The organism is Microlunatus phosphovorus NM-1 (genome assembly GCF_000270245.1).
Classification (GTDB): domain Bacteria; phylum Actinomycetota; class Actinomycetes; order Propionibacteriales; family Propionibacteriaceae; genus Microlunatus; species Microlunatus phosphovorus.
Genome location: NC_015635.1, coordinates 2,531,090 through 2,552,483, shown reverse-complemented (window position 1 = coordinate 2,552,483; position 21,394 = coordinate 2,531,090). Strand labels below are relative to the sequence as shown.

General features: G+C 66.5%; 24 protein-coding genes and 1 pseudogene. 6 read left to right on the top strand and 19 right to left on the bottom strand.

From position 1 onward, the window contains the following. Positions 1-24 precede the first annotated feature (24 nt). The 14 genes from MLP_RS11565 to thrS form a co-directional block, all read right to left on the bottom strand. The gene (locus MLP_RS11565; protein WP_013863270.1) at positions 25-642 is read right to left on the bottom strand and encodes a MerR family transcriptional regulator; all 618 of its coding nucleotides are present in this window, start codon (positions 640-642) and stop codon (positions 25-27) included. Positions 643-785: 143 nt separating this feature from the next. After that, a complete protein-coding gene (locus MLP_RS11560) occupies positions 786-1,265 on the bottom strand; it encodes a bifunctional nuclease family protein (protein ID WP_013863269.1) in 480 nt (159 codons plus the stop codon). 9 nt (positions 1,266-1,274) lie between these two features. After that, entirely contained in the window at positions 1,275-2,039 is a 765-nt protein-coding gene (gene ftsR, locus MLP_RS11555; RefSeq protein WP_041789979.1) for a transcriptional regulator FtsR, read from the bottom strand. 39 nt (positions 2,040-2,078) lie between these two features. Further along, positions 2,079-2,624, bottom strand: a complete 546-nt coding sequence (locus tag MLP_RS11550; protein WP_041789977.1) for an FHA domain-containing protein — start codon at positions 2,622-2,624, stop codon at positions 2,079-2,081. Between the two features lie 129 nt (positions 2,625-2,753). Continuing rightward, positions 2,754-3,140 (bottom strand): glycine cleavage system protein GcvH, encoded by a 387-nt coding sequence (gene gcvH / locus MLP_RS11545; RefSeq protein WP_013863266.1) that lies wholly within the window; start codon positions 3,138-3,140, stop codon positions 2,754-2,756. Between the two features lie 77 nt (positions 3,141-3,217). Then, positions 3,218-3,988: a DUF881 domain-containing protein gene (locus MLP_RS11540; RefSeq protein WP_013863265.1), complete on the bottom strand. Its 771-nt coding sequence runs from the start codon at positions 3,986-3,988 to the stop codon at positions 3,218-3,220. Next, entirely contained in the window at positions 3,981-4,313 is a 333-nt protein-coding gene (locus MLP_RS11535) for a small basic family protein (protein ID WP_013863264.1), read from the bottom strand. Before MLP_RS11535 ends, MLP_RS11540 begins: the two co-directional genes overlap by 8 nt. 28 nt (positions 4,314-4,341) lie before the next feature. Further along, positions 4,342-5,172 (bottom strand): DUF881 domain-containing protein, encoded by an 831-nt coding sequence (locus MLP_RS11530; RefSeq protein ID WP_156821124.1) that lies wholly within the window; start codon positions 5,170-5,172, stop codon positions 4,342-4,344. Beyond that, the gene (locus MLP_RS11525) at positions 5,169-5,882 is read right to left on the bottom strand and encodes a CDP-alcohol phosphatidyltransferase family protein (RefSeq protein WP_049804526.1); all 714 of its coding nucleotides are present in this window, start codon (positions 5,880-5,882) and stop codon (positions 5,169-5,171) included. Before MLP_RS11525 ends, MLP_RS11530 begins: the two co-directional genes overlap by 4 nt. Next, positions 5,876-7,381: a glycosyltransferase family 4 protein gene (locus MLP_RS11520; protein ID WP_013863261.1), complete on the bottom strand. Its 1,506-nt coding sequence runs from the start codon at positions 7,379-7,381 to the stop codon at positions 5,876-5,878. Before MLP_RS11520 ends, MLP_RS11525 begins: the two co-directional genes overlap by 7 nt. Beyond that, positions 7,378-8,304, bottom strand: coding sequence for a phosphatidylinositol mannoside acyltransferase (locus MLP_RS11515; protein WP_013863260.1), 927 nt, complete (start codon positions 8,302-8,304; stop codon positions 7,378-7,380). Before MLP_RS11515 ends, MLP_RS11520 begins: the two co-directional genes overlap by 4 nt. Next, a complete protein-coding gene (pgsA, locus tag MLP_RS11510) occupies positions 8,301-8,903 on the bottom strand; it encodes a phosphatidylinositol phosphate synthase (RefSeq protein WP_013863259.1) in 603 nt (200 codons plus the stop codon). The genes MLP_RS11515 and pgsA overlap by 4 nt, the downstream gene beginning before the upstream one ends. Before the next feature lie 16 nt (positions 8,904-8,919). Continuing rightward, positions 8,920-9,468, bottom strand: coding sequence for an HIT family protein (locus MLP_RS11505; RefSeq protein WP_013863258.1), 549 nt, complete (start codon positions 9,466-9,468; stop codon positions 8,920-8,922). Positions 9,469-9,481: 13 nt separating this feature from the next. Then, positions 9,482-11,530 carry a threonine--tRNA ligase gene (gene thrS, locus MLP_RS11500; RefSeq protein WP_041789975.1) on the bottom strand — a complete coding sequence of 683 codons (2,049 nt, stop codon included), beginning with the start codon at positions 11,528-11,530 and terminating at the stop codon, positions 9,482-9,484. A 207-nt stretch (positions 11,531-11,737) separates the two neighbouring features. On the opposite strand from thrS, the gene iolB reads away from it, so the two are divergent. From iolB to MLP_RS28945, 5 genes and pseudogenes are all read left to right on the top strand, one after another. Next, positions 11,738-12,577, top strand: a complete 840-nt coding sequence (iolB, locus tag MLP_RS11495; protein WP_013863256.1) for a 5-deoxy-glucuronate isomerase — start codon at positions 11,738-11,740, stop codon at positions 12,575-12,577. Between the two features lie 42 nt (positions 12,578-12,619). Continuing rightward, positions 12,620-14,494 carry a 3D-(3,5/4)-trihydroxycyclohexane-1,2-dione acylhydrolase (decyclizing) gene (gene iolD, locus MLP_RS11490; RefSeq protein WP_013863255.1) on the top strand — a complete coding sequence of 625 codons (1,875 nt, stop codon included), beginning with the start codon at positions 12,620-12,622 and terminating at the stop codon, positions 14,492-14,494. Between the two features lie 25 nt (positions 14,495-14,519). Next, positions 14,520-15,506 carry a substrate-binding domain-containing protein gene (locus tag MLP_RS11485; RefSeq protein ID WP_013863254.1) on the top strand — a complete coding sequence of 329 codons (987 nt, stop codon included), beginning with the start codon at positions 14,520-14,522 and terminating at the stop codon, positions 15,504-15,506. A 12-nt stretch (positions 15,507-15,518) separates the two neighbouring features. Beyond that, entirely contained in the window at positions 15,519-16,583 is a 1,065-nt protein-coding gene (locus MLP_RS11480) for an ABC transporter permease (RefSeq protein WP_013863253.1), read from the top strand. Positions 16,584-16,586: 3 nt separating this feature from the next. Next, positions 16,587-17,141, top strand: a pseudogene (locus tag MLP_RS28945) (ATP-binding cassette domain-containing protein); the annotation flags it as partial. 95 nt (positions 17,142-17,236) lie between these two features. Here MLP_RS28945 and MLP_RS27405 read toward each other — a convergent pair. From MLP_RS27405 to MLP_RS27970, 3 genes are read right to left on the bottom strand one after another with little or no spacing between them, the layout of a single operon-like run. Next, entirely contained in the window at positions 17,237-18,106 is an 870-nt protein-coding gene (locus MLP_RS27405; RefSeq protein ID WP_041790759.1) for an IS3 family transposase, read from the bottom strand. Positions 18,107-18,126: 20 nt separating this feature from the next. Continuing rightward, entirely contained in the window at positions 18,127-18,420 is a 294-nt protein-coding gene (locus MLP_RS11465) for a transposase (protein WP_013861031.1), read from the bottom strand. Between the two features lie 48 nt (positions 18,421-18,468). Then, on the bottom strand, positions 18,469-18,681 hold the full coding sequence (locus MLP_RS27970) for a hypothetical protein (protein ID WP_156821122.1): 213 nt from the start codon (positions 18,679-18,681) through the stop codon (positions 18,469-18,471). Positions 18,682-18,761: 80 nt separating this feature from the next. Between MLP_RS27970 and MLP_RS11455 the strand changes: the two genes are divergently transcribed. Continuing rightward, a complete protein-coding gene (locus MLP_RS11455) occupies positions 18,762-19,025 on the top strand; it encodes a GntR family transcriptional regulator (protein WP_172641562.1) in 264 nt (87 codons plus the stop codon). Here MLP_RS11455 and MLP_RS11450 read toward each other — a convergent pair. Further along, positions 19,009-20,019 carry a Gfo/Idh/MocA family protein gene (locus MLP_RS11450; RefSeq protein ID WP_013863249.1) on the bottom strand — a complete coding sequence of 337 codons (1,011 nt, stop codon included), beginning with the start codon at positions 20,017-20,019 and terminating at the stop codon, positions 19,009-19,011. The genes MLP_RS11455 and MLP_RS11450 overlap by 17 nt on opposite strands. After that, positions 20,019-21,221: a Gfo/Idh/MocA family protein gene (locus MLP_RS11445; protein WP_013863248.1), complete on the bottom strand. Its 1,203-nt coding sequence runs from the start codon at positions 21,219-21,221 to the stop codon at positions 20,019-20,021. The genes MLP_RS11450 and MLP_RS11445 overlap by 1 nt, the downstream gene beginning before the upstream one ends. Positions 21,222-21,394 lie beyond the last annotated feature (173 nt).

Below are 21,394 nucleotides of genomic sequence, written 5' to 3'. Positions count from 1 at the left end.
TACCGGGTCGTCACTCGACCGGGGTCAGCCGACGGCGCGGGCCCGACGACGCTGGGCCAGCTCGTCGTCGGCTGTCGGAGTTTCTTCGACGGGGACGTCGGCGCGCTCGGCAGGCAGCTCGGACAGCGTCCCCTCGATGTCACGCCACACGCCACCCAGCGCGATGCCAAACACACCCTGGCCACCGCGCAGCAGGTCGATGACCTCATCGTCGGAGGTGCACTCGAAGACGGAGACACCATCGCTCATCAAGGTGACCTCGGTGAGATCGTGCACGCCGCGGGCGCGCAGATGCTCGATAGCGGTACGGATCTGGTTCAGCGAGATCCCGGCGTCCAGCAGCCGCTTGATCACCTTGAGCAGCAGCACATCCCGGAAGCTGTAGAGCCGCTGCGAGCCGGAGCCCTTGGCGCCACGGATCTCCGGCGAGACCAGCCCGGTCCGAGCCCAGTAGTCGAGCTGGCGATAGGTGATGCCGGCGACATTGCAGGCGACCGGCCCGCGGAAGCCGAAATCAGCCGGAAGCGGGGAGAAATCGCCATCGAACAGCAGACCCTGGGCATCGGCCATCGATTCCAGGCCCTCGAGCTGCTCATCGGACTTCGGCATGTCGCTCGTCCCCACTGACGCCTCCCCCTTCATGCGAACCCGAACGATGGAATTTCGCCCAGGAGATTTGCTTGCACCCGAAACGCTACGACCGACTCCGACGAGGGGTCAACGACACGCCGCGGACCAGCGGAGCCCGCGCGAAGTCTCAAGTGAGACTCCAGAGCGTCTGGCCCTCACGGCTTGGGTTCCTCGCCGGTGACGAAGTCGTCGGGATTGACCTGATCGAGAAACTCGCGGAACTTCTCGACCTCGTCGTCCTCCTGCTCCGGCATCTCGATGCCGGCCTCGTTCAAGACGTTCTCTGCACAGTAGATCTGTGAGCCCACCCGCAACGCCAACGCGATGGCGTCCGAGGGTCGGGCACTGATCTCCACCCCGTCGACCAACAGCACCGCATAGAACGTGCCGCCGCTCAGTTCGGTGATGTGTACTTCCCGCAGCCGATGCCCCAATGTGGCCAGTGTGTCGACCATCAGGTCATGGGTCATCGGGCGAGGCGGCACCACACCCTCCTGGGCGTTCGCGATGGCCGAGGCCTCACTCGCTCCGATCCAGATCGGCAGATAGCGCACACCACCCACCTCGCGCAGCAGCACCATCGGGTTGTTCGCCGGCATCTCCACTCGGACGCCGACCACGTCGAGTTCCCGCATGCCTCAACACTACTTCCCCAGCTTGTCCATTCCGGAACGGACCAGTGCCGCATGGAAGCTGAGCACCAGCGAGAGCACCTCACCGATGACCTCGGTACGCCGTTCGCTCCGCCGGAGGTAGGGCGCGATCGCCTGCTCGACCATGCCGATCTCCCGGTCGGCGGCCATCTTGAAGGCACGCAGGTGCCGACCGTCCATGCCGTAGTCCGACAACCGCTTGGCCGCCGTCGCCAAGGTCAGGGCATCCCGCCCGTAGTAGGCGGTGCCACGGCGTGGCGCGACGATGCTGTTGCGCTCCAACTCCATCAACGCGGCCTCCGACAGGCCGCTGGCCTCCAGCAGGTCCTTGCGGGTGAGGCGCAGCGGTTGACGGGCCGGTGGACTGGGTGCGGTTGGCGCCGCGGCCACTTCCGAGCCGTTGTCGACCACCTGGCCCGAGGCTTGGCCGTTGGCCATCGGCTGCGCGGGATCGACAGGGGTCGCGCCGGGTGGCAGCAGCCCCGCACGACCGGGCGGCACCTCACCCCGGTCGATCATGGTCAGGTGCTCACGGATCACCTTGAGCGGCAGGTAGTGGTCCCGCTGCACGGTGAGCACGTACCGCAGGCGCTCGATGTCCGATTCGACATAGCGGCGGTAGCCGGACGGCGCCCGTTCCGGTGTGACCAATCCCTCCGTCTCCAGGAACCGGATCTTGGAGATCGTGACGTCCGGGAAGTCGGCCTTCAAGGCAGCGAGCACCTGCCCGATGCTGCGAACCTGGCTTCGGGGCACCTGTGGGGGGTCGGGACTCACCGTCATCTAGGCGGGGGCCTATCCGCCGTCCTGCGGGCTGGCGAGGAAGATCAGCCGGAACTTGCCGATCTGCACCTCATCGCCGTGCCTCAGCAGAGTCGTGTCCACCAGTCCTCGGTTCACGTAGGTGCCGTTCAGGCTGCCCCGGTCGCGGAGCACGATGCCCTCCGCCGTGCGGGTGAAGGTGGCATGGCGTCTCGAGACGGAGATGTCGTCCAGGAAGATGTCGGAGTCCTGATGGCGGCCGGCCGATACCTGGTCGGTGTTCAACAGGAAGCGGCTCCCGGCGCTCGGGCCGCGTTGCACAATCAGCAGCGCCGAGCCACGCGGCAGCGCGTTCACCGCTGCCTCGTCCTCGGCGGACAAACCCTCGACGTCAGTCTCGACCTGTACGGGAGGGATCGTCTTGGTGGTGTCTCCCGTCGCCTGCCGGGGTGGCGTCTGCCCCGAAGCTGATGCTGGACTGGACGGTGAGACCTGGTTCGGGCGCAGCGCCGAACCGCACTGGCCGCAGAAGTTGCTCCCCTCCGGGTTGTCATGGCCGCAGTTTCTGCAGTACGGCATAGCCTTCGTCCTCCTCACCGGTCTCTGCCGACGTCGCCGCCGGGTCGAATCTCACGTGTCTGCCAAAGCTGCAGTGAGAGTCTAGGTCAGACTCCCACCCTGAGCCTTTTGTTCACGATTCAATCTGGTTCACGCTTCAACCTCTTCGGCGTAGGCATCGGCGTCGAGCAGGTCGTCCAGATCGGACTCGGAGGTGACCTCCATCTCGAACAGCCAGCCGTCCCCGTACGGGTCGCTGTTGATCGTCTCGGGGTTGGTCTCCAGCACCGGGTTGACCGCCGACACGACACCGGAGATCGGGCAGAAGATGTCGGAGACGCTCTTGGTCGACTCCAGCTCCCCGCAGGCATCGCCGGCCGAGACCTCTTCACCGACCGTCGGCGCGGTCACGAAGACGATGTCGCCGAGCTGGTCGGCCGCGTACTCGGTGATCCCGATCCGCACCACGGCCCCGTTGCCGCTGCGCACCCATTCGTGCTCGGCGGTGTACTTCAGGTCTTCGGGGAATTCGGCCACGAGGCGCTCCTGATCGGCAGGTCTGGTCTGAATTGTCACAGCGTCCGCCTGATCACCGGTCCCCTCGGCACAACCGATCACCGGGGTGTGGGCGCAGCAGACGCGGGCCGAGCGTACTGATTCTCCGCCTGCGAGTGCAAGGAGGTGATCTCAACCTGAGCCAAACGCTCGATCGAGACAGCGCCTCCGATCCGCGGACCGGAGATCTCAGAGACCAAGCCGCCCCGGAATCGGGCGGCCTCTTCCAGACTGTGCGGATCGCCGATCACCTCCATGGTGATCGGCCGCTGCAGTCGTTTGTCGTCCGCCACGAGGGTGGTGCCGTCCGAGCTGAACCAGGTCGAGGCGACGACCCGAACGGAGTCATTGAACTCGATCGCCTCGGCACCCGCATCGCGCATCTCCTGGACCGCGTCCACCAGCACGCTGGCCGTCACCTTCTGGCCAGGGTCGGTGATCCGCATCCGAATCCCCGGTCCCCTCGCGCCGACCGTGCCGGCCAGGATCGACAACTCGCTGAGCCGCCGCTGGCTCTCCTCCTCCGCCACCCGGCGCGAGTCGGCACCGCCTTCCAGGGTCGTCCTGGTCTGCTGCAGGTCGGCGATCTCACTCTCCAGCCGTCGCGACTCCGAGCCCAGGCCGTCGAGAATCTGGATCAGATCCTCACGCCGGGCATTGGTGTAGGCATCGTCGGTGTTGGTGATCCGGATCTGCATGGCGCCACCGAGCCCGACCACGAACAAGATCACCGCGGCGATCACCTGGCCGCGACCTGGCCGGGCCAGCGAATGCCACAGCCGGCTGCCGGCAGGTTGCCGCGGCGTCGGCTCCGAGCCGTGTTCAGGCATGGAACAACTGCCGTCGGATCGCCGCAGCGTTGGTGAAGATCCGGATGCCCAGCACCACCACGACCGCGGTGGAGAGCTGGGAACCCACACCGATCTGATCTCCGACCCACACGATCAGGGCCGCGATCAGCACGTTGGAGATGAACGAGATGACGAAGACCCGGTCCGAGAAGACCCCTTCCAGGTAGGCCCGGAAGGCACCGAAGAGGGCATCCAGCGCGGCCACGATGGCGATCGGCAGATACGGCTGCAGCGCCAACGGCAGGGTGGGTTCGAGCAGCAGCCCGACCACGATCCCGACCAGCAGCCCGATCAGCGGCAGCATCGGTGTCTCATTCCTTCCTCGTGTCGCCTCATCGGATCTCCCGGGCGTATCGAAGCACCATGCCGGGATCGGCACTGAGGGTCAAGGAGTCCGCGCCGCTGAGCGAATACGTCATGCCACGATTACGCGCCAGGTCGTTCCACCAGGCGCCGGCGCTCGTCTGGGCGAACGAAGCCGGCAGAGTCCGCGGATCGCCGATCGCCTCCACCCGATAGGGCCGATTCAGCGAGCGATAGTCGACGGTGATCGCCTCGCCCGCACCACGGATCGCGGTCAGGGCCGAAAGCCGATGACCATTGATCGAGATCGCCTCGGCACCCGACTGCCACAGACCGTTCACCAGGATCTGCAGGTCCAGATCGAGGACCCGATCTCGCGTGTCGTTGTCGGAGCCGTGTGCATCGTCGACGACCACCACCACACCGGGACCGGTGACTGCCACGGTGCCGACCGAGGCACCCAGCCGGTCGATCTCGGCCAGCCGCGCCTCGGCCGCGCTGTCCCCGCTCGCGGCGGTGACTCGCAACCGGGCGACGTCGGAGTCGAGGACCGCGATCTCGGCCCGCTGGGTCTCGAGCGTGCTCTCGGCCGCCTTGATCCGGGTGATCAACTCATCCCGCTCGGTCGCGGCCAGCGGCGCCCGCTGCGTGGTCTGCACCGCTCCGATCGCAAACAGCAATCCGGCCAGCGCGACCGTCGCTGCCAGCGCCCAGCGCCTGACCGGCGGCCGATCACCGAGACGGTGTGCCGCCGACTCGTAGTAGTCAGGGTCGATCGGCTGCTCCACGATCTGACGGAGCAGATCCATGCTGGCGTCGGGCCGACGCGGATTCGTCGTCCCGGCAGCTGGAGCACTCACCGGGCGCCTCGCTGGCGACTCCGCCGTGGGTGCGGCGGCGTCCCCTCCCGCGGGGTCGGACCCTCGTGCGGTGGCCCGATCGGGCGATGCTCCTTCGCCACCGGAGGCGTGTTGGCGAGCAGATCGACCGTCTGGCGGACGTAGAGGAGCCCTGCCCACCAGTAGAGCCCGGTGCCCCACAGCGCGAAGGCCCAGCCCGCGACCCGAGCGACCAGTTCCCAGGAGCCGGGATCGGCGCCGAGCAGCACCAGCGGAAAGGCGTACAACAGACAGAAGGTCGCGGCCTTGCCGAGGAAGTGCACCGGCAGCGAGGAGTAGCCCCGGGTGTGCAGGATCGGCACCAACGCCGCGATCATCACGTCCCGAGCGGCGAGCACGATCACCAGCCACCAGGGGATGATGCCGCGCAGCGCCAGGCTGGCGATGATCGCCAAGATGTAGAGGCGATCGGCGACCGGATCGAGCAGCTGGCCGATCCGCGAGCGCTGGTGCCACGCCCGCGCCAGATGTCCGTCGAGCCAATCGGTCAGCCCGGCCAGCGCCAGCACGACCACCGCGAGCACGTCGGCCTGTGGGCCGAGGATCAGCCAGACCACCAGCGGCACACCGAGCAGCCGCAGGAAGCTCAAGGCATTGGGTACGGTCCAGATCCGATCGACGTCGTAACTCGGAGTCTGCGGATCCACGGGTGCAAGGTTAGTTGTCAGGATTCGGCCATCTCGAAGGCACGCATGGCGGGGACACCGGCACGCCGAGTCCGCACCGCGGCGGCCACGGCGTCGTTGTGCAGCCGCCGGGCGAGGGTCGCCCGCTCGTGCTCTGCCCGCAGCGCGGACGGATCGGCTCTGACCAGCAGGCGGCTCAGGTCGCTCTCGACCTGCTCGCGATGCCGCTGGGTGACCCCCTCGCGCGCCGCCGCCAAGGCGTCCACGGCGGCCTGGTGGACGCGTAGCTGGTGCGAGTCGGCCAGGGCCGGATCGATCGTCGGATTGGTCAGTTCGAGCACCCGGCGCGCTCGGTCGATCAGCGCCTCGTCCAGCAGTGTCCAGGTCCTCCTGACCCGTTGGTCGGGCCCGGCAGCAGAGCTCCGCGCCGGGGCCGGGTGCACCGTGGCGGCGTAGATCTGGGCGATCCTCGGCGCAACCTCGGACCAGTCGTAGCGGGCCGCATGATCGGCGGCCGTCGGCTGCCGACGGACCCCGTCGCCCAGCACCCGGGTGACCGCCGCAGCCAGCGCCAGCGGGTCACCCCGGCGGAACAGCTGGCCGGCCGACACCTCGCCGGGCCGATGCAACAGTTCCACGAAGGCCGAGAGATCGGAGGCGACCACCTCCGCGCCGGCCGCGAGCGCCTCGAGCAGCACGATGCCGAAGCTCTCCCGAGCCACCTGCGATGCCACGAAGACGTCCGTGCCGGCCAGCAGCGTCCGCTTGTGCTCCTCGTCGATCCCGCCGAGCACCCGGACACCGAGCAACGCGGTCGAGCCGCCAGGCGGCATCCCGTGTCCGGCCAGGCAGACCTCGACCTCGCCGATTGCGGCCCGGATCGCCGGAAGCGCGTCCAACAACACCGCTAGGCCTTTGCGCGGCTCGTCCAGCCGGCCGAGGAACGTCAGTCGCGGCCGTTCCCCACCGCGCCACCGGCCCGGCCCCGGCGAAGCCGCCGCCTGCTCCCGTCGGAACCAGGCGTGTTCGAAGCCGTTCGGGACGACGACCGGATCACGACCCAGGTGACGGACCACGACATCCCGAGCCGATTCGGAGACCGCGATACCGGCATCGATCTTCTCGATCAGGCGGCGGAGCGCATCGCCGGCGAGTTGCATCGTCCGAGATCGGGGAGTCGCGGTGTGATAGGTCGCCACCACCGGCACGTCGGCGTGACGCAATGCCAGCAGCGCGATCGACGGGGTGATCGGCTCGTGCAGATGGACCAGGTCGAAGTCGCCCTGGCGCAGCCACCGTCGTACCCGGGCTGCGGTCACCGGGCCGAAGCTGACCCGGGCGATCGAACCGTTGTACGGGACCGGGAGCGCTGGGCCGGCCGACGTGAACTCCCCATCCGCTGGACCCAGATCGCCAGGAGCCAGCACCGCCGGGCGATGCCCGAGGTAGCGCAGCGCGCCCGCCAGGCCGAGCACATGGTTCTGCACGCCACCGGGTCGGTCGACGGAATAGGGGCAGACCAGCCCCACCCGCAGTCCCCTCATCGGTCGATCTCCCGGCCGGTGAAGAACGGCTGCAGCATCGGCCAGTCCTGTGGCTGCCTGCGGATCGCAGCGGCGAAGTGGTCGGCCACCTGCTGGGTCATGTCCCGGAGACCCTCCGGACCGGGTCGATGGTCGACCTCCGGGCCGAGCTCGATCCTCATCGACGTGTCGTCGACGAACTGGCAGACACCGGGGATCAACGCCGCACCGGTGCGGCGGGCCAGCAGAGCCGGGCCGGCGGGCAGTCGGACCGGCCGACCGGCCCAACGCACCCAGACCCCGGTCCGGGTCAGATCCCGGTCCCCCAACAGACAGACGGTCCGGCCCTGGCTGAGGGCATCGGCCAGGCGTGACAGCACGTCCGGCTCGGTGTGGCCGATCGGCTCCATGCCCAGGCTGCGCCGGAAGTCGAGAAAGTCTTCGTACGCCTCCGGATCGAGCACCTCGACCACCGTGGTCACCGGGAAGCCGCTGAGACAGGCCCAGGCACCGGCCAGATCCCAGTTGCCGCTGTGCGGCAGCACCACGATCGCCCCGGACTCCGCCTGCCGGTGCCGTAGTCGCGGGGCGTCCGGCACCTGGACCCGGGACACGATCTGGTCCGGTCGCCAGCGGGGCAACGACAGCACCTCGGTCAGCGTGCGCAGATAGGACCGCAACGCCGCCGCCACCAGCCGATCATCGGCCAGCCGACCGGAGGCAACGGACAGGTTGAGTCGCAGATTGGTCAGATGCCGACCGCGGGTACGAGCCGCCAGCGCGGCCCCGGCCGCAGTGGGCGGTCGCAACAGCGCCTGCGGAACGGCACCCACCGTCCGCCAGCCCGCCCGATAGACACCGCGTACGACGCGGTTCCAGAGTGCCGAGTTGCCAGACTCGGTGGTCGCTCGGGCGACCGTGGGATCTGACAAGTCGGAGTTCATGGTGCCTTGGCTTGGCGATAGACCGAGCGGCTACGTTGCGCCACGGTGACCAGCCCGGCGACGGCCAGGAACGTCATGGCGATCTCCAGCGTCCACGGAACACCCAAGCCCTCCAGAAAGGTCGCCAGCAGCACGATCAGGATCCGGTCGGCTCGGGCCGCCAGACCGCCGTTCGCCTCGAATCCCAGACTCTCCGCCCGGGCCCGGACATAGGAGGTCAGCTGCCCCATGACCAGAGCCGCCAGGGTGATCCCGGCCCAGATCGGCGCATCACGCTCGTACGCGAAATAGAGCAGCAGCCCACCGAAGATCGCGCCGTCCCCCAGCCGGTCCAGGCTCGAATCAAGGAAGGCACCCCATTTCGACGCAGTACCGCTGAGCTTGGCCATCAGCCCGTCGATCATGTCCGCGAGCACGAAGACCGCGATCACGAGGCTGCCCTGCCACAGCCAGCCCATCGGATAGCAGATCAGGGCCGCCAGCATCACCACGGCGGTTCCGACCGCGGTCACCAGATCGGGCGAGACCCCGTGCCGGTTGAGGAACAACGCGATCGGGGTGAGCAGTCGAGACGCACCGGCCCTGAATCTCTCGAGCATCAGAATCTCTCCAGCATCAGCCGGCCTCGGCCCAGGCGGTCGCGAGCAGTTCCCAGGTCTGGTCGAGCAGCTGCGGCACCGCCTTGGTCTGCGCGACCACCGGCAGGAAGTTCGCATCCCCGGTCCAGCGTGGCACCACGTGCTGATGCAGATGCGCGGCGATGCCCGCGCCTGCGACGGCACCCTGATTGATGCCCAGGTTGAAGCCGTCCGGGCCGCTCACGGCCCGGGTGACCCGCATCGCCTGCTGGGTCAAGACGGCGAGCTCGGTCAACTCGGTGACCGTCGCGTCGGTCAGGTCGGCGACATGGCGGTACGGGCAGATCAGCAGGTGACCCGGCGAGTACGGGTAGAGGTTCAAGATCGCGTACGCCAGCTCGCCCCGGTGCACGATGAGCGCGGACCGATCATCGCCACGCTCCGGGGCGGCGCAGAACGGGCAATGCTCGACCTGCGGAGTGGCCGGTTTGTTCTCTCCGGCGATGTAGACCATCCGGTGCGGTGTCCAGAGCCGCTGGAACGCATCCGGCGCGCCGGGCCGCTCGCCTGGGCCCTCGACCTCCACTCGAACCTGACCCTCAGACCTGGGCCCGGTCGCGAATCGCGCCGGTGATGATCTGGACGGCCTCATCCACCGGCACGCCGTTGACCTGACGGCCGTTGCGATAGCGGAACGACACCGCGCCCGCCTCGACGTCCTGGCCACCGGCGATCAGCATGAACGGCACCTTGGCCTGCTGAGCGGTACGGATCTTCTTCTGCATCCGGTCGTCGGAGGTGTCGACCTCCACCAGCACGCCTTCGGCCCGCAGCTTGTCGGCGATCTCGGTGAGATAGCCGTTGAACTCCGCCGCAACGGGGATGCCGACCACCTGGACCGGGGACAGCCAGGGCGGAAAAGCGCCGGCGTAATGCTCGGTGAGCACCCCGATGAACCGCTCCACGGAGCCGAACAGGGCCCGGTGGATCATCACCGGGCGCCGCCGGGTGCCGTCGGAGGCGGTGTATTCCAGGCCGAAGCGCTCCGGCAGCATCAGATCGACCTGGATCGTCGACATCTGCCAGGTCCGGCCGATCGCGTCGCGGGCCTGGACGGAGATCTTGGGTGCATAGAACGCGGCGCCCCCCGGATCGAGGACCAGGTCCAGCCCGGAGGCCGCGGCGGCCTGTTCGAGCGCCAGAGTGGCGCGCTCCCACTCCCCGTCCGAGCCGATCGACTTCTCCGGATCACGGGTGGAGAGCTCCAGATAGAAGTCGTTCAGGCCGTAGTCCTTCAACAGGTCCAGCACGAACTGCAGCAGCGAGATCAGCTCGCCCTGCATCTGCTCCTCGGTGCAGTAGATGTGCGCGTCATCCTGCGTCATGCCCCGGACCCGGGTCAGCCCGTGCACCACGCCGGACATCTCGTACCGGTAGACCGATCCGAACTCGAACAGCCGGAGCGGCAGCTCGCGGTAGGACCGGCCACGGGAGCGGAAGATCAGGCAGTGCATCGGGCAGTTCATCGGCTTCAGGTAGTAGTCCTGGCCGGGCTTGCGGACGCTCCCGTCGTCATTGAGCTCCTCGTCGACATGCATCGGCGGGAACATGCCCTCTTTGTAGAAGCCGAGGTGACCGGAGATCTCGAACAGCTCACCCTTGCTGATGTGCGGGCTGTAGACGAACTCGTAGCCGGCATCCACGTGCCGTTGCCGCGAATAGTCCTCCATCGCCTTGCGCAGGATCCCGCCCTTGGGGTGGAACACCGCCATTCCGGAGCCGATCTCGTCGGGAAAGGAGAACAGGTCCAGTTCCCGGCCCAGCCGGCGGTGGTCGCGCTTGGCGGCCTCCTCCAGCCGGGTCTGGTACGCCTTCAGCTCCTCCCGGCTCGGCCAGGCGGTGCCGTACAGCCGCTGCAGCTGAGGGTTGGCCTGGTCGCCGCGCCAGTAAGCGGCAGAGGTGCGCATCAGCGCGTACGCCGGGATGTAGCCGGTGTGCGGCACGTGCGGGCCCCGGCACAGGTCCTTCCAGGCGACCGAGCCGTCGCGCTTGACGTTGTCGTAGATGGTCAGCTGGCCGGCGCCGACCTCGGCGCTCGCGCCGTCATCGACACCTGCCCCTTGACCGACAGAGCCCTTGTCGGTGATCAGCTCCAGCTTGTAGGGCTCGTTGGCCAGCTCGACCCGAGCCTCGTCGTCGGACACCTCACGGCGGACGAAGCGCTGCCGCTCCTTGATGATCCGGGTCATCCGCTTCTCGAGGTCCTTGAGGTCCTCGGGCGTGAACGGCTCAGCGAGATCGAAGTCGTAATAGAAGCCGTCGGTGATCGGCGGTCCGATGCCCAGCTTGGCGTCGGCATGGGCAGCCTGCACCGCCTGGGCGGCGACGTGGGCGGCGGAGTGGCGCACGATCGCCAGCCCGTCCGGCTCGGCGTTGCTCACCGGCTCGATCGCGATCTCGGCACCATCGAGGCCCTCGATGTCGTCGAGACCCTTGATGTCGTCAAGGATGGGGCGGGACAGATCACGCAACTCGCCGTTGACCCGAACGGCGACGATCGTCTTGTCGTCGCCGAACAGATCCAGCCCGGTAGTCGTGTCGGTCACCTGCTGGCCCTCGATCTGTTCGCCAACAATGGTGATCGACATGCTGGACACGCGCCCATGCTCCCCTCTGGATGATTGCCAAACGGCCACCCGCCAGCCTAGTCGGTCGCCTCCCTTCGCCGCGGCACCATTTCGCCTCCTGCGCGCCAAGTTCCTGTCTATCGCTTGATGGACATCTCGTCTGCTACCCGATAGATTGTCGACGCTCGGCCGATGACGGATCCCGCTAGCTGGAGGAGTTCTCCCTCGATGACTGAACCCAAGATCCTCGCCAACGGATGGGAGTCGATCACTCCCGCCGATGCCGGTTGGACCTATGTCTCCTTCGCCGTCCACACCCTGCAAGCAGGTGACTCACTGACCTTGCCGATCGACGGTCAGGAGCGAGCACTGGTGCCGCTCTCGGGCACAGCCGACGTCGCCGCCGACGGTCAGCGCTGGCAGCTCGGCGGCCGGCAGACGGTGTTCGACGGTCTGGGTCACTGCCTCTATCTGCCGTTGGACACCGAAGCTACGGTGACCGCGACCACCGATCTGGAGATCGCGATCGCGGCCGCACCGGCCACCACGAAGCATGCGCCCGTGCTGGTCACTCCGGATGACACCGATTTGGAGCTCCGCGGTGGCGGCAACGCTTCCCGGCAGGTGAACAGCCTGATGCTGCCGGACTTCCCGGCCGACCGGCTGCACGTCATCGAGGTCTGGACCCCCGGCGGCAACTGGTCCAGCTATCCCCCGCACAAGCACGAGCATGATCGCGACGGCGAGGCGGAGCTCGAGGAAACCTACTACTACCGTCTCCGCGACCCGCGGGACGGCTGGGCGGTGCAGCGGGTCTACTCCCCCGAGCGTGACTTCGACCTGGTCCAGACGGTCCGCGACGGCGACCTGCTGCTGATCCCGTGGGGCTACCACACCACCGTGGCTGCCCACGGCCATGACCTCTACTACCTGAACGTGCTCGCCGGGCCGGCATCCAAGCGCACCCTGCAGGCCTTCCAGGACCCATGCCTGAAGGCGACTCAGGACGCTTGGCCCGACGCAGGCATCGACTCCCGACTCCCTTTCATCCCCCGCTATCCCAGCTGATCTCCAACATCACGACTCTTTGACGTGGAAGGAACATCCCTCGTGTCGAACACCAGCACCACTCGTCTCACGGTCGGTCAGGCCGTGGTCCGCTTTCTCGCCGCGCAGCGGGTGGAGCGCGACGGGCTCGAGCAGCAGTTCTTCGGCGGCGCGCTCGGTATCTTCGGCCATGGCAACGTGGCCGGCATCGGCCAGGCGCTCCTGCAGTACCGCAAGGAGTTCCGGCTCTATCAGGGCCGCAACGAGCAAGGCATGGTCCACATCGCCACCGGGTACGCGAAGATGAAGAACCGGCTCGGTGCGATGGCCGTCACCACCTCGATCGGGCCCGGTGCCACCAACATGGTCACCGGTGCTGCGACGGCGACGGTGAACCGGCTGCCAGTGCTGTGCCTGCCCAGCGACATCTTCGCCAGCCGCCGGACCGGGCCGGTGCTCCAGCAGCTGGAGTCGAACTTCTCCTGGGACTACTCCGCCAGCGACGCGTTCAAGGCCGTCTCCAAGTACTGGGACCGGATCAACCGTCCGGACCAGCTGCCGACCGCCCTGCTGGAGGCGATGCGTACGCTGACCAGCCCGGCCGACACCGGAGCCGTCACCTTGAGCCTGCCGCAGGACGTGCAGGCCGAGGCCTGGGACTTCCCCGCTCGGCTGTTCCGTCCCCGGACCTGGTTGGTGCCTCGTGCCCGGGCCGATCGCGAAGCGCTGCGCCGCGCGGCCCAGCTGATCGCCGGCGCGCAGCGCCCGGTGATCATCGCCGGCGGCGGCGTCATCTACTCCGACGCGACCGCCGCTCTCGCCGAGTTTGCCGCCAGCACCGGCATCCCGGTCGGCGTCACGCAGGCCGGCAAGGCGAGCCTGCCGTTCGACCACCCCCAAATGGTCAACGCGCTCGGCGCCTCCGGCTCGGTGTTCGCCAACAAGCTTGCCAACGAAGCCGATCTGATCATCGGGATCGGCACCCGCTACACCGACTTCACCACCGCCTCCAACACCCTCTTCCGCAACCCGGACGTTCAGTTCGTCAACCTCAACGTGGCCGAGCTGGACGCGTACAAGGAATCCGCGCTGGGTCTGGTCGGCGATGCCCGCGAGTCCATCACCGAGCTTGCTGAGCTGCTCGGCGATCACAGCGTGGGCGCGGAGTACCGAGCCGAGGTCGCGCAGGCCGCTGCCGACTGGCGGACCGAGGTCGACCGGATCATCGAGATCCAGGACAGCCCGACGCTCGCGCAGGCCGAGGCGATCGGCATTGTCAACGCCACTGCCGGTGATCACCACGTGGTGGTCAACGCCGCCGGTTCGATGCCCGGGGATCTGCACCGGCTGTGGCGACCCAGCGATCCCAAGGCCTACGACCTGGAGTACGGCAACTCCTGCATGGGCTACGAGGTCGGCGGGGCGGTCGGTGCGAAGCTGGCCGACCCGTCGCGCGACGTGTTCTGCTTCATCGGCGACGGCACCTTCCTGCTCTCCAGCCAGGAGATCATGACCGCGGTGCAGGAAGGTCTCAAGATCACCGTCCTGCTGGTCGACAACTCCGGCTACGGCTCAATCGCGGCACTGTCCGAGACGCGCGGCTCGCAGGCCTTCGCCTGCCGCTTCAGCCACCGCGACAGCGAGGGACAGTTCGACGACGACAACCTGGTGGGCGTCGATCTGGCCGCCAACGCGGCCAGCTATGGTGCCGACGTCCTCACCGCCAGCACCGCCGCCGAACTGCAGCAGGCCCTGGCCGAGGCCGCCGGCATCGACAACACCGTGGTGATCTACGTGAAGGTCGACGCCAAGGGCCGCTTCGGCGGCTCCGGCGCCTGGTGGGACGTGCCAGTCCCGGAGACCTCCGAGCTCGACAGCACCCAGACCGCCCGGGCCGAATACGACGCTGAGGTGGCCAACCAACAGCTCTACCTGTGACACCCCTATCAGGAAGGAATGATCGATGAAGATCACGAAAAAGGTCGCGTTCGCGAGCCTCGCCAGCGCCCTCGTCCTCACTGTCTCCGCGTGCAGCGGCGGCGGCGCGGCGCCGAACAACAACAATGACAACTCTGGCGGTGGCGGCGGCGATTCGGGCTACACCTTCGCCATGATCACCCACGAGACTCCGGGTGACAGCTTCTGGAATCGCATCCGGGCGGGTGCAGAGCAGGCCGCGAAGGACACCGGGTCGACACTGAAGTACTCGTCCGATCCGCAGGCCGACAAGCAGGCCCAGTTGATCCAGGCCGCCATCGACGCCAAGGTCGACGGCATCGCCACCACTCTGGTGACGCCGGACTCCCTGATCCCGACCACCAAGGCCGCGGTCGCCGCCGGCATCCCGGTCGACAGCTTCAACTCAGGGATCGACTACTTCGAACAGGCCGGCTCACTCACCCACTTCGCATCGAATGAGTTCCTGGCCGGTCAGGAAGCCGGCAAACGGATGAAGGCCGCAGGCGCGACCAAGATCTTGTGCACGATTCAGCAGACCGGCTCTGTCGCCCTGGAGGACCGGTGCAAGGGAGTGAAGGACACTTTCCCCAATACCGAGAACATCCAGGTCAACGGTGCCGACGACTCTGCGGTGACCACGACGGTCCAGGCCAAGCTGGCTCAAGACAAGGACATCGACTGGGTGATCAACCTGGGTGCTCCACAGGCATTGGACACCATCCAGGCGGCCGAGCAGGCAGGATGGAAGGGCAAGATCGGCACCTTCGACACCAACCCCGATGCGGCACAGGCGGTCAAAGACGGCAAGATCCAGTTCTATATCGATCAGCAGCCGTATCTGCAGGGATATATGGCGATCACCCAGCTGTATCTGTACAAGAAGAACGGCAATGTCCTCGGTGGTGGTGGTCCGGTGCTGACCGGTCCTTCTTTCGTCGACAAGGACAACATCGATCAGGTGCTGGAGTTCGTCAACAACAACACCCGTTAGGAGCCCACGACGATGAGTCAGTCAACGAGGATGGCGTCGGTGGGTGCGCCGTCGGAGGCGTCGAATCGGGTGCGGTTGGGTTGGTCGAATCGTCTTCTTGCTCGTCCTGAGGTGGGTGCCGCGGTGGCCGCGGTAGTCATCTTGATCTTCTTTTTGGTGGTGGCGCCGTCGTTTCGGTCGGCGGAGTCGTTGTTCACGGTGTTGTATGCGGCGTCGACGATCGGGATTGTCGCGGTCGCGGTCGGCATGTTGATGATCGGTGGTGAGTTTGATCTGTCGGCGGGTGTGATCGTCACCTCGGCGGGCTTGTTCAACGCCTTGTTCTGCTACTACCTGGGCATCAATCTGATCGTGGGCGCGGTCGTGTCGTTGGTGTTCTGTCTGGGGATCGGGTTCTTCAACGGCTACATGGTGATGCGCACCGGCATCCCGAGCTTTTTGATCACCCTCGGTTCGTTCTTCGTGTTGCAGGGCGCGAACCTGGGTGTCACCAAACTCGTGTCGGGTGCGGTCTCGTCACCGAATATTTCGCAGATGGACGGCTACGCCGTCTTGTCCACGATTTTTGCGGGGTCGTTCAAGATCGGCCCGGTCACGGTGTGGAACACGGTGATCTGGTGGTTCCTCTTCGTCGCCTTGTCGTCGTGGATCCTGAACCGGACGAAGATCGGCAACTGGATTTACGCGGTCGGCGGGAACGCCGCGAGCGCGCGGGCGGTGGGTGTGCCGGTGATCCGGGTGAAGGTCGGCCTGTTCATGGCCGTCTCCTTCCTTGGCTGGTTCGTCGGCATGCACACCTTGTACCGGTTCAACACGTTGCAGGCCGGGAACGGGGTCGGCAACGAGTTCATCTACATCATCGCCGCCGTCGTCGGCGGCACCCTGCTCACCGGCGGCTACGGGAACGCGATCGGCGTCGCGATCGGCGCGTTCATCTTCGGCATGACCCAACTCGGCATCGTCTACGCCGGGTGGGATCCGAACTGGTTCCGGGCGTTCCTCGGCGTGATGCTGCTCCTCGCGGTCATGGTGAACCTGTATGTGAAGAGACTCTCCACCACCCGAAAGGTCGGCTGACCCATGACCGATAGTTTGCGTGAGCACGCCGACCCGGAGCTGCACAAGGGTGAGGCGTTGGTGGAGATGGTGGATGTCGGGAAAACGTATGGGGCGATCCGGGCGTTGAAGGGCATCAACATGACCGTCAAGGCCGGCGAGGTGACCGGGGTCCTCGGCGACAACGGCGCCGGGAAATCCACCCTGATCAAGATCATTGCCGGGCTGCACCCGCACAACGAGGGCACCATGCTGGTCGACGGGGTCGAGACGACGTTCTCCTCACCGCGAGAGGCGTTGGAACGTGGGATCGCCACCGTCTATCAGGACCTGGCGGTGGTCGGGTTGATGGAGGTGTGGCGGAACTTCTTCCTCGGCTCCGAGCTGGTGGCCTCGGGGTTCCCGTTGGCGCCGCTACGGGTGCGGGACATGAAGCGGATCGCCGATGAGGAACTCCGCAAGATGGGGATCGTGGTCAAAGACATCGACCAGCCCATCGGCACCCTGTCCGGCGGCCAACGCCAATGCGTCGCCATCGCCCGCGCCGTCTACTTCGGCGCCCGCGTCCTCATCTTGGACGAGCCGACCGCCGCCCTCGGCGTCAAACAGTCCGGGGTCGTGCTGAAATACACCGCTGAGGTTCCCCCTGTTCCACGGACACTCGGGGTTGAGGGTCAGCCCGGACGGTCTGACCCTGTGGAACGGGTTTCAAACTCTATCGGCGACAGCATTCCAATACTCGAATGCCGACGTCTCCGATTATACCATGATTCTATCCATCGAAACATCGCGTTGGCAAGCTCGTCCCGGGTGAACCATACCTGCGAATCGAGCAGCTCGAGTTGCATTCTCTCCCAGAAGGACTCCATCATCGCATTGTCGTAGCAGTCGCCCACACTGCCCATCGACGGCACCAGCCCGGCATCATAGACTTTCTGACTGAATGCCCACGATGTGAATTGCGACCCGTGATCGGAATGCATGATCGTGTTATTGTCGACGTCCATCGGGTTGCGCCGCAGCACCGCCATCCCGAGCGCGTCGACCACGAGCTCCTTCCGCATGTTGTCGTCGATGGACCAGCCCAGGACCCGGCGGGACCAGGCGTCCATGACCGCGGCGCAGTACACCTTGCCCTCCACCGTCGGGTGCTCGGTGATGTCGGTCAGCCACAACCGGTTCGGACCGTCCACCGTGAACCGGCGGTTGACGAGGTCCTTGGCGGGGATGGCGTGCGGGTCCCGGATCGTGGTCCACGACCGACGCCGCCGGTACAGGCCCTGGATGCCGGCCTGGCGCATCAGCCGGGCGACCCGCTTCTGGTTCACCTGCAGGTCGTGCCCCAAGACCAGCTCGGCGTGCACCCGCGGCGCCCCGTACGTCTTCATGTCCTCATCGGCATGGATCTCCTCGATCAGCTTCAACAGCAGCGTGTTCTCCTGTTCCCGTGCCGATGCAGGCCGGCCGCGCCAGTCGTAGTATCCCGACCGCGACACATTCAGCACCCGGCAAGCCACCGCGACATCAATCCCGTCATCGGCCATTTCATGGACCAGCCCGTACACTATTTTGGGAGAACATTCTCCTGGGCAAAATAGGCGGCCGCCCTTTTCAAGATCTCGACTTCCATCTCCAGGCGCCGTTTATCCCGGCGCAGCTCGACCAGCTCCTTCTTCTCCCGACTGGTCAACGCCGTCTCGCTACCACCGGCAGCGTCGGTCTCGGACTGCTCCATCCAGCGACGCAGACACGATTCGGAAATTCCCAGATCTTTCGCCAACTCAGCAACTGGCTTGGACCGCTCACGAGCAAGCTCGACCGCACGACGGCGGAACTCAGGCGGGTGAGGAGCAGGCACAACGACATCCTCCCTGGTGACCAGTGGCCACCTCAGGTCAGGTGTCCGTCAAACGGGGGGAAGTCCACCGCCGCCGCACGAGACGCCGGGTTGGGCGTGGTATTCATCACCCACAACCCACACCACGCCTACCTGGTCAGTGACCACTTCATCATCTTGAAACTCGGCCAAGCCGTCCTCGACCGCAAACGCACCGAAGTCAGCCTCGACGAACTCACCCGCCAAATGGCCGGCGGCGACGAACTCACCGAACTCAGCCACGAACTCCAACGATAGTGAGCGACGCCGTGGTCAAACCACGCTCGCCGAGCATTGTTGATCAGTGGCACGACCACATTCAGGTGTCATCTCCGATCCCCTGCCACGCCCAACTGCAGGGGATCCTCGAGTTGCATCTGTACGCCGACGGCTACCGGATCGGCGACTTGCTGCCGAGCGAGATGCAACTGGCCAGTCGGTTCAACCTGAGCCGCGCAACCGTACGTCGAGCCGTAGACGCACTCGTCGCCGCCGGCCTGGTTCGTCGGCATCGAGGCGTTCGCACGGTCCTGATCCGACAGCCAAGCAGTCCCGGACGCCTTGACGGGCTCATGCAGAGTTTCTGAGCTCATCCATCCGGATCGGTCGGTGCTGTTGCCGCGACAGTGCGGCCGCTTCTGCGATCCAGCCGACCTCGACCGCATCTGCGACGGTGCACGGACTCTCGATAACGCCACTGACCACGTCGGTGAAGGCGGCAAGTTCACGGCGGAACGCCGCAGCGAATCGGTCCATGAAGAAGCTGTGCGGCTCGCCGTCGGGGAAGGTGACACCCGGCTCGGTGGACCGGATCGGCCATTTGGGCTCGACACCGGCCGCGATGCTGTCCTGCGAGCCGTGCAGTTCCAGGCGGACGTCATAGCCGCGTGGGTTGTAGCGGGAGTTCGACACCACCGCCAAGGTCCCGGAGTCCAACGTGAGGATCGTCGCGGCCGAGTCGACATCGTCGTTGTCCGCGAACACAGTCGTGTCCCCTTGGTTGGAGCCGGTCGCGTACACCTCGACGACCTCCTGACCGGTGACATAGCGGACGGCGTCGAAATCGTGGACGCTGCAGTCCCGGAAGATCCCGCCGGAAGCCCGGACGTAGTCGTCCGGCGGCGGCGCCGGGTCCAGAGTGGTGGAACGTACGGTGTGCAGGAAACCCAGCTCACCGGCGGCGACCGCGCGACGCGCTTCGGCGAACGCGGCATCGAACCGGCGCGGATAGCCGATCTGCACGGGCACTCCACTCACCTGAGTCCGCCGCAAGATCTCCATGCCGACATCGGGATCCCTGGCCACCGGCTTCTCGCAGAAGGTCGGCAGGCCTGCCTCGATCGAGGCGAGGATCAACTCCGGATGCACATCGGTGGCGGCCGCGATCACCACACCGTCGAGCCCGGCGGCCAGCAGTGCCTCGACGCTGCCGGCCGGCTCCGCACCGAGCCGTTCCGCCACCGACGTGACGAGGGCGGGCGCCTGGTCATAGACGACCAGCGAGTCGACCGCATCCAGGCCGCTGAGAGTGGTCGCGTGGAAGGCGCCGATCCGCCCGAGACCGATCAGACCGATCCGCATCACAGATCTTCCTCGAGGACGGGGACGTCGACCCAACGACGTTCGGCCGCGGCGATCTCGACCGCGTCCAGCACCTCAGCGACGCGCCAGCCCTCCTTGAAGTCGCCGTCCGGACGGCGATCCTCCGCAATCGCATGCAGCCACTCGTTGACCTCGATGGTCTTCAGCTCGTGCACGCCGATGGGTACGCCGGCGAACGGCCAGAAGGCGCCGTAGTCGCCATGGCCGGGACCGAGCTCGATCTCCTTGTAGCCCTTCTTGTCGGCCGGATCGCCGACAAGATAGAGCCGCAGGGTATGAATGTCCTGCTGGACGAACTGCAGGGCGCCCAGGCTGCCGATCACCTCGACGCTCTGGTGCCAGGTCCGACCGGTAGCCACTCGGGATGCCTCGATATGGCCGCTGGCTCCGTTGGCGAACTCCATCACGAAGCTGGTGTGGTCGTCGTTCTCCACCTCGCGGCGTGGCGCAGACAGGTCGGCGCCGCTTCCATAGCCGAACACACCGGTCGGCTCAGGCCGGGTCTTGATGAAGGTCTTGTTGATGCCGGCGACGGAGGCAATCGGGCCGACCAGCACCTGAGCCAGCGAGATGATGTGCGCGCCGAGATCGCCGAGCGCACCACTGCCGGACAGCTTGCGCTCGAACCGCCAGGTGAACGGCACGTCGGGGTCGCTGCAGGCATCCAGCACGAACTGGCCGTTGAAGGTCCAGATCTCTCCCAGCGCACCGCTGGCGATCAGCCGACGGGCCTCGGCGATCGCCGGGTTGCGCAGATAGTTGAACCCGACCAGCGTCTTGACGCCGGCCTTCTCGGCGGCCTCGTACATCTGCTTGGCCTCGGCTGCACTGAGCGCGAGCGGCTTCTCGCAGTAGACGTGCTTGCCGGCCGCGATCGCCGCCATCGCGATCTCGGCGTGCAAGAAGTTCGGCGTCACGATGTCGACCACGTCGACATCCGGATCGGTCACCGCCTCCCGCCAGTCGATCGTCCAGCGCTCATAACCCAACGACTCGGCCCCTGTGCGCGCGAGATCCTCCCGGGCGTCGGCCAGCACCGCGAAGCGCGGACGGTACGGGGTCGTGCCGTAGACGGCTTCCACGTTGCGGTAGCCCATGGTGTGAGACTTGGCCATCAGGCCGCTGCCGATCATGGCGACACCGATTTCGGGAACCGACGAGGTGACGTCGTGCAGAGTCATCAACGAACTCCAGAGGGTATGGGCCAACGGGCGAGAAGGAACTTGGCGCTACGAACGCAGACTATCAGCCTGTCTATCAGATGCTAGACATCTCGTCCACTGTGCGATAGGTTCCGTCAACATGTTCGGGAGGCAGAGCAAGTCGCCGACCCCGGCTGGGCCCCCTCGGACAG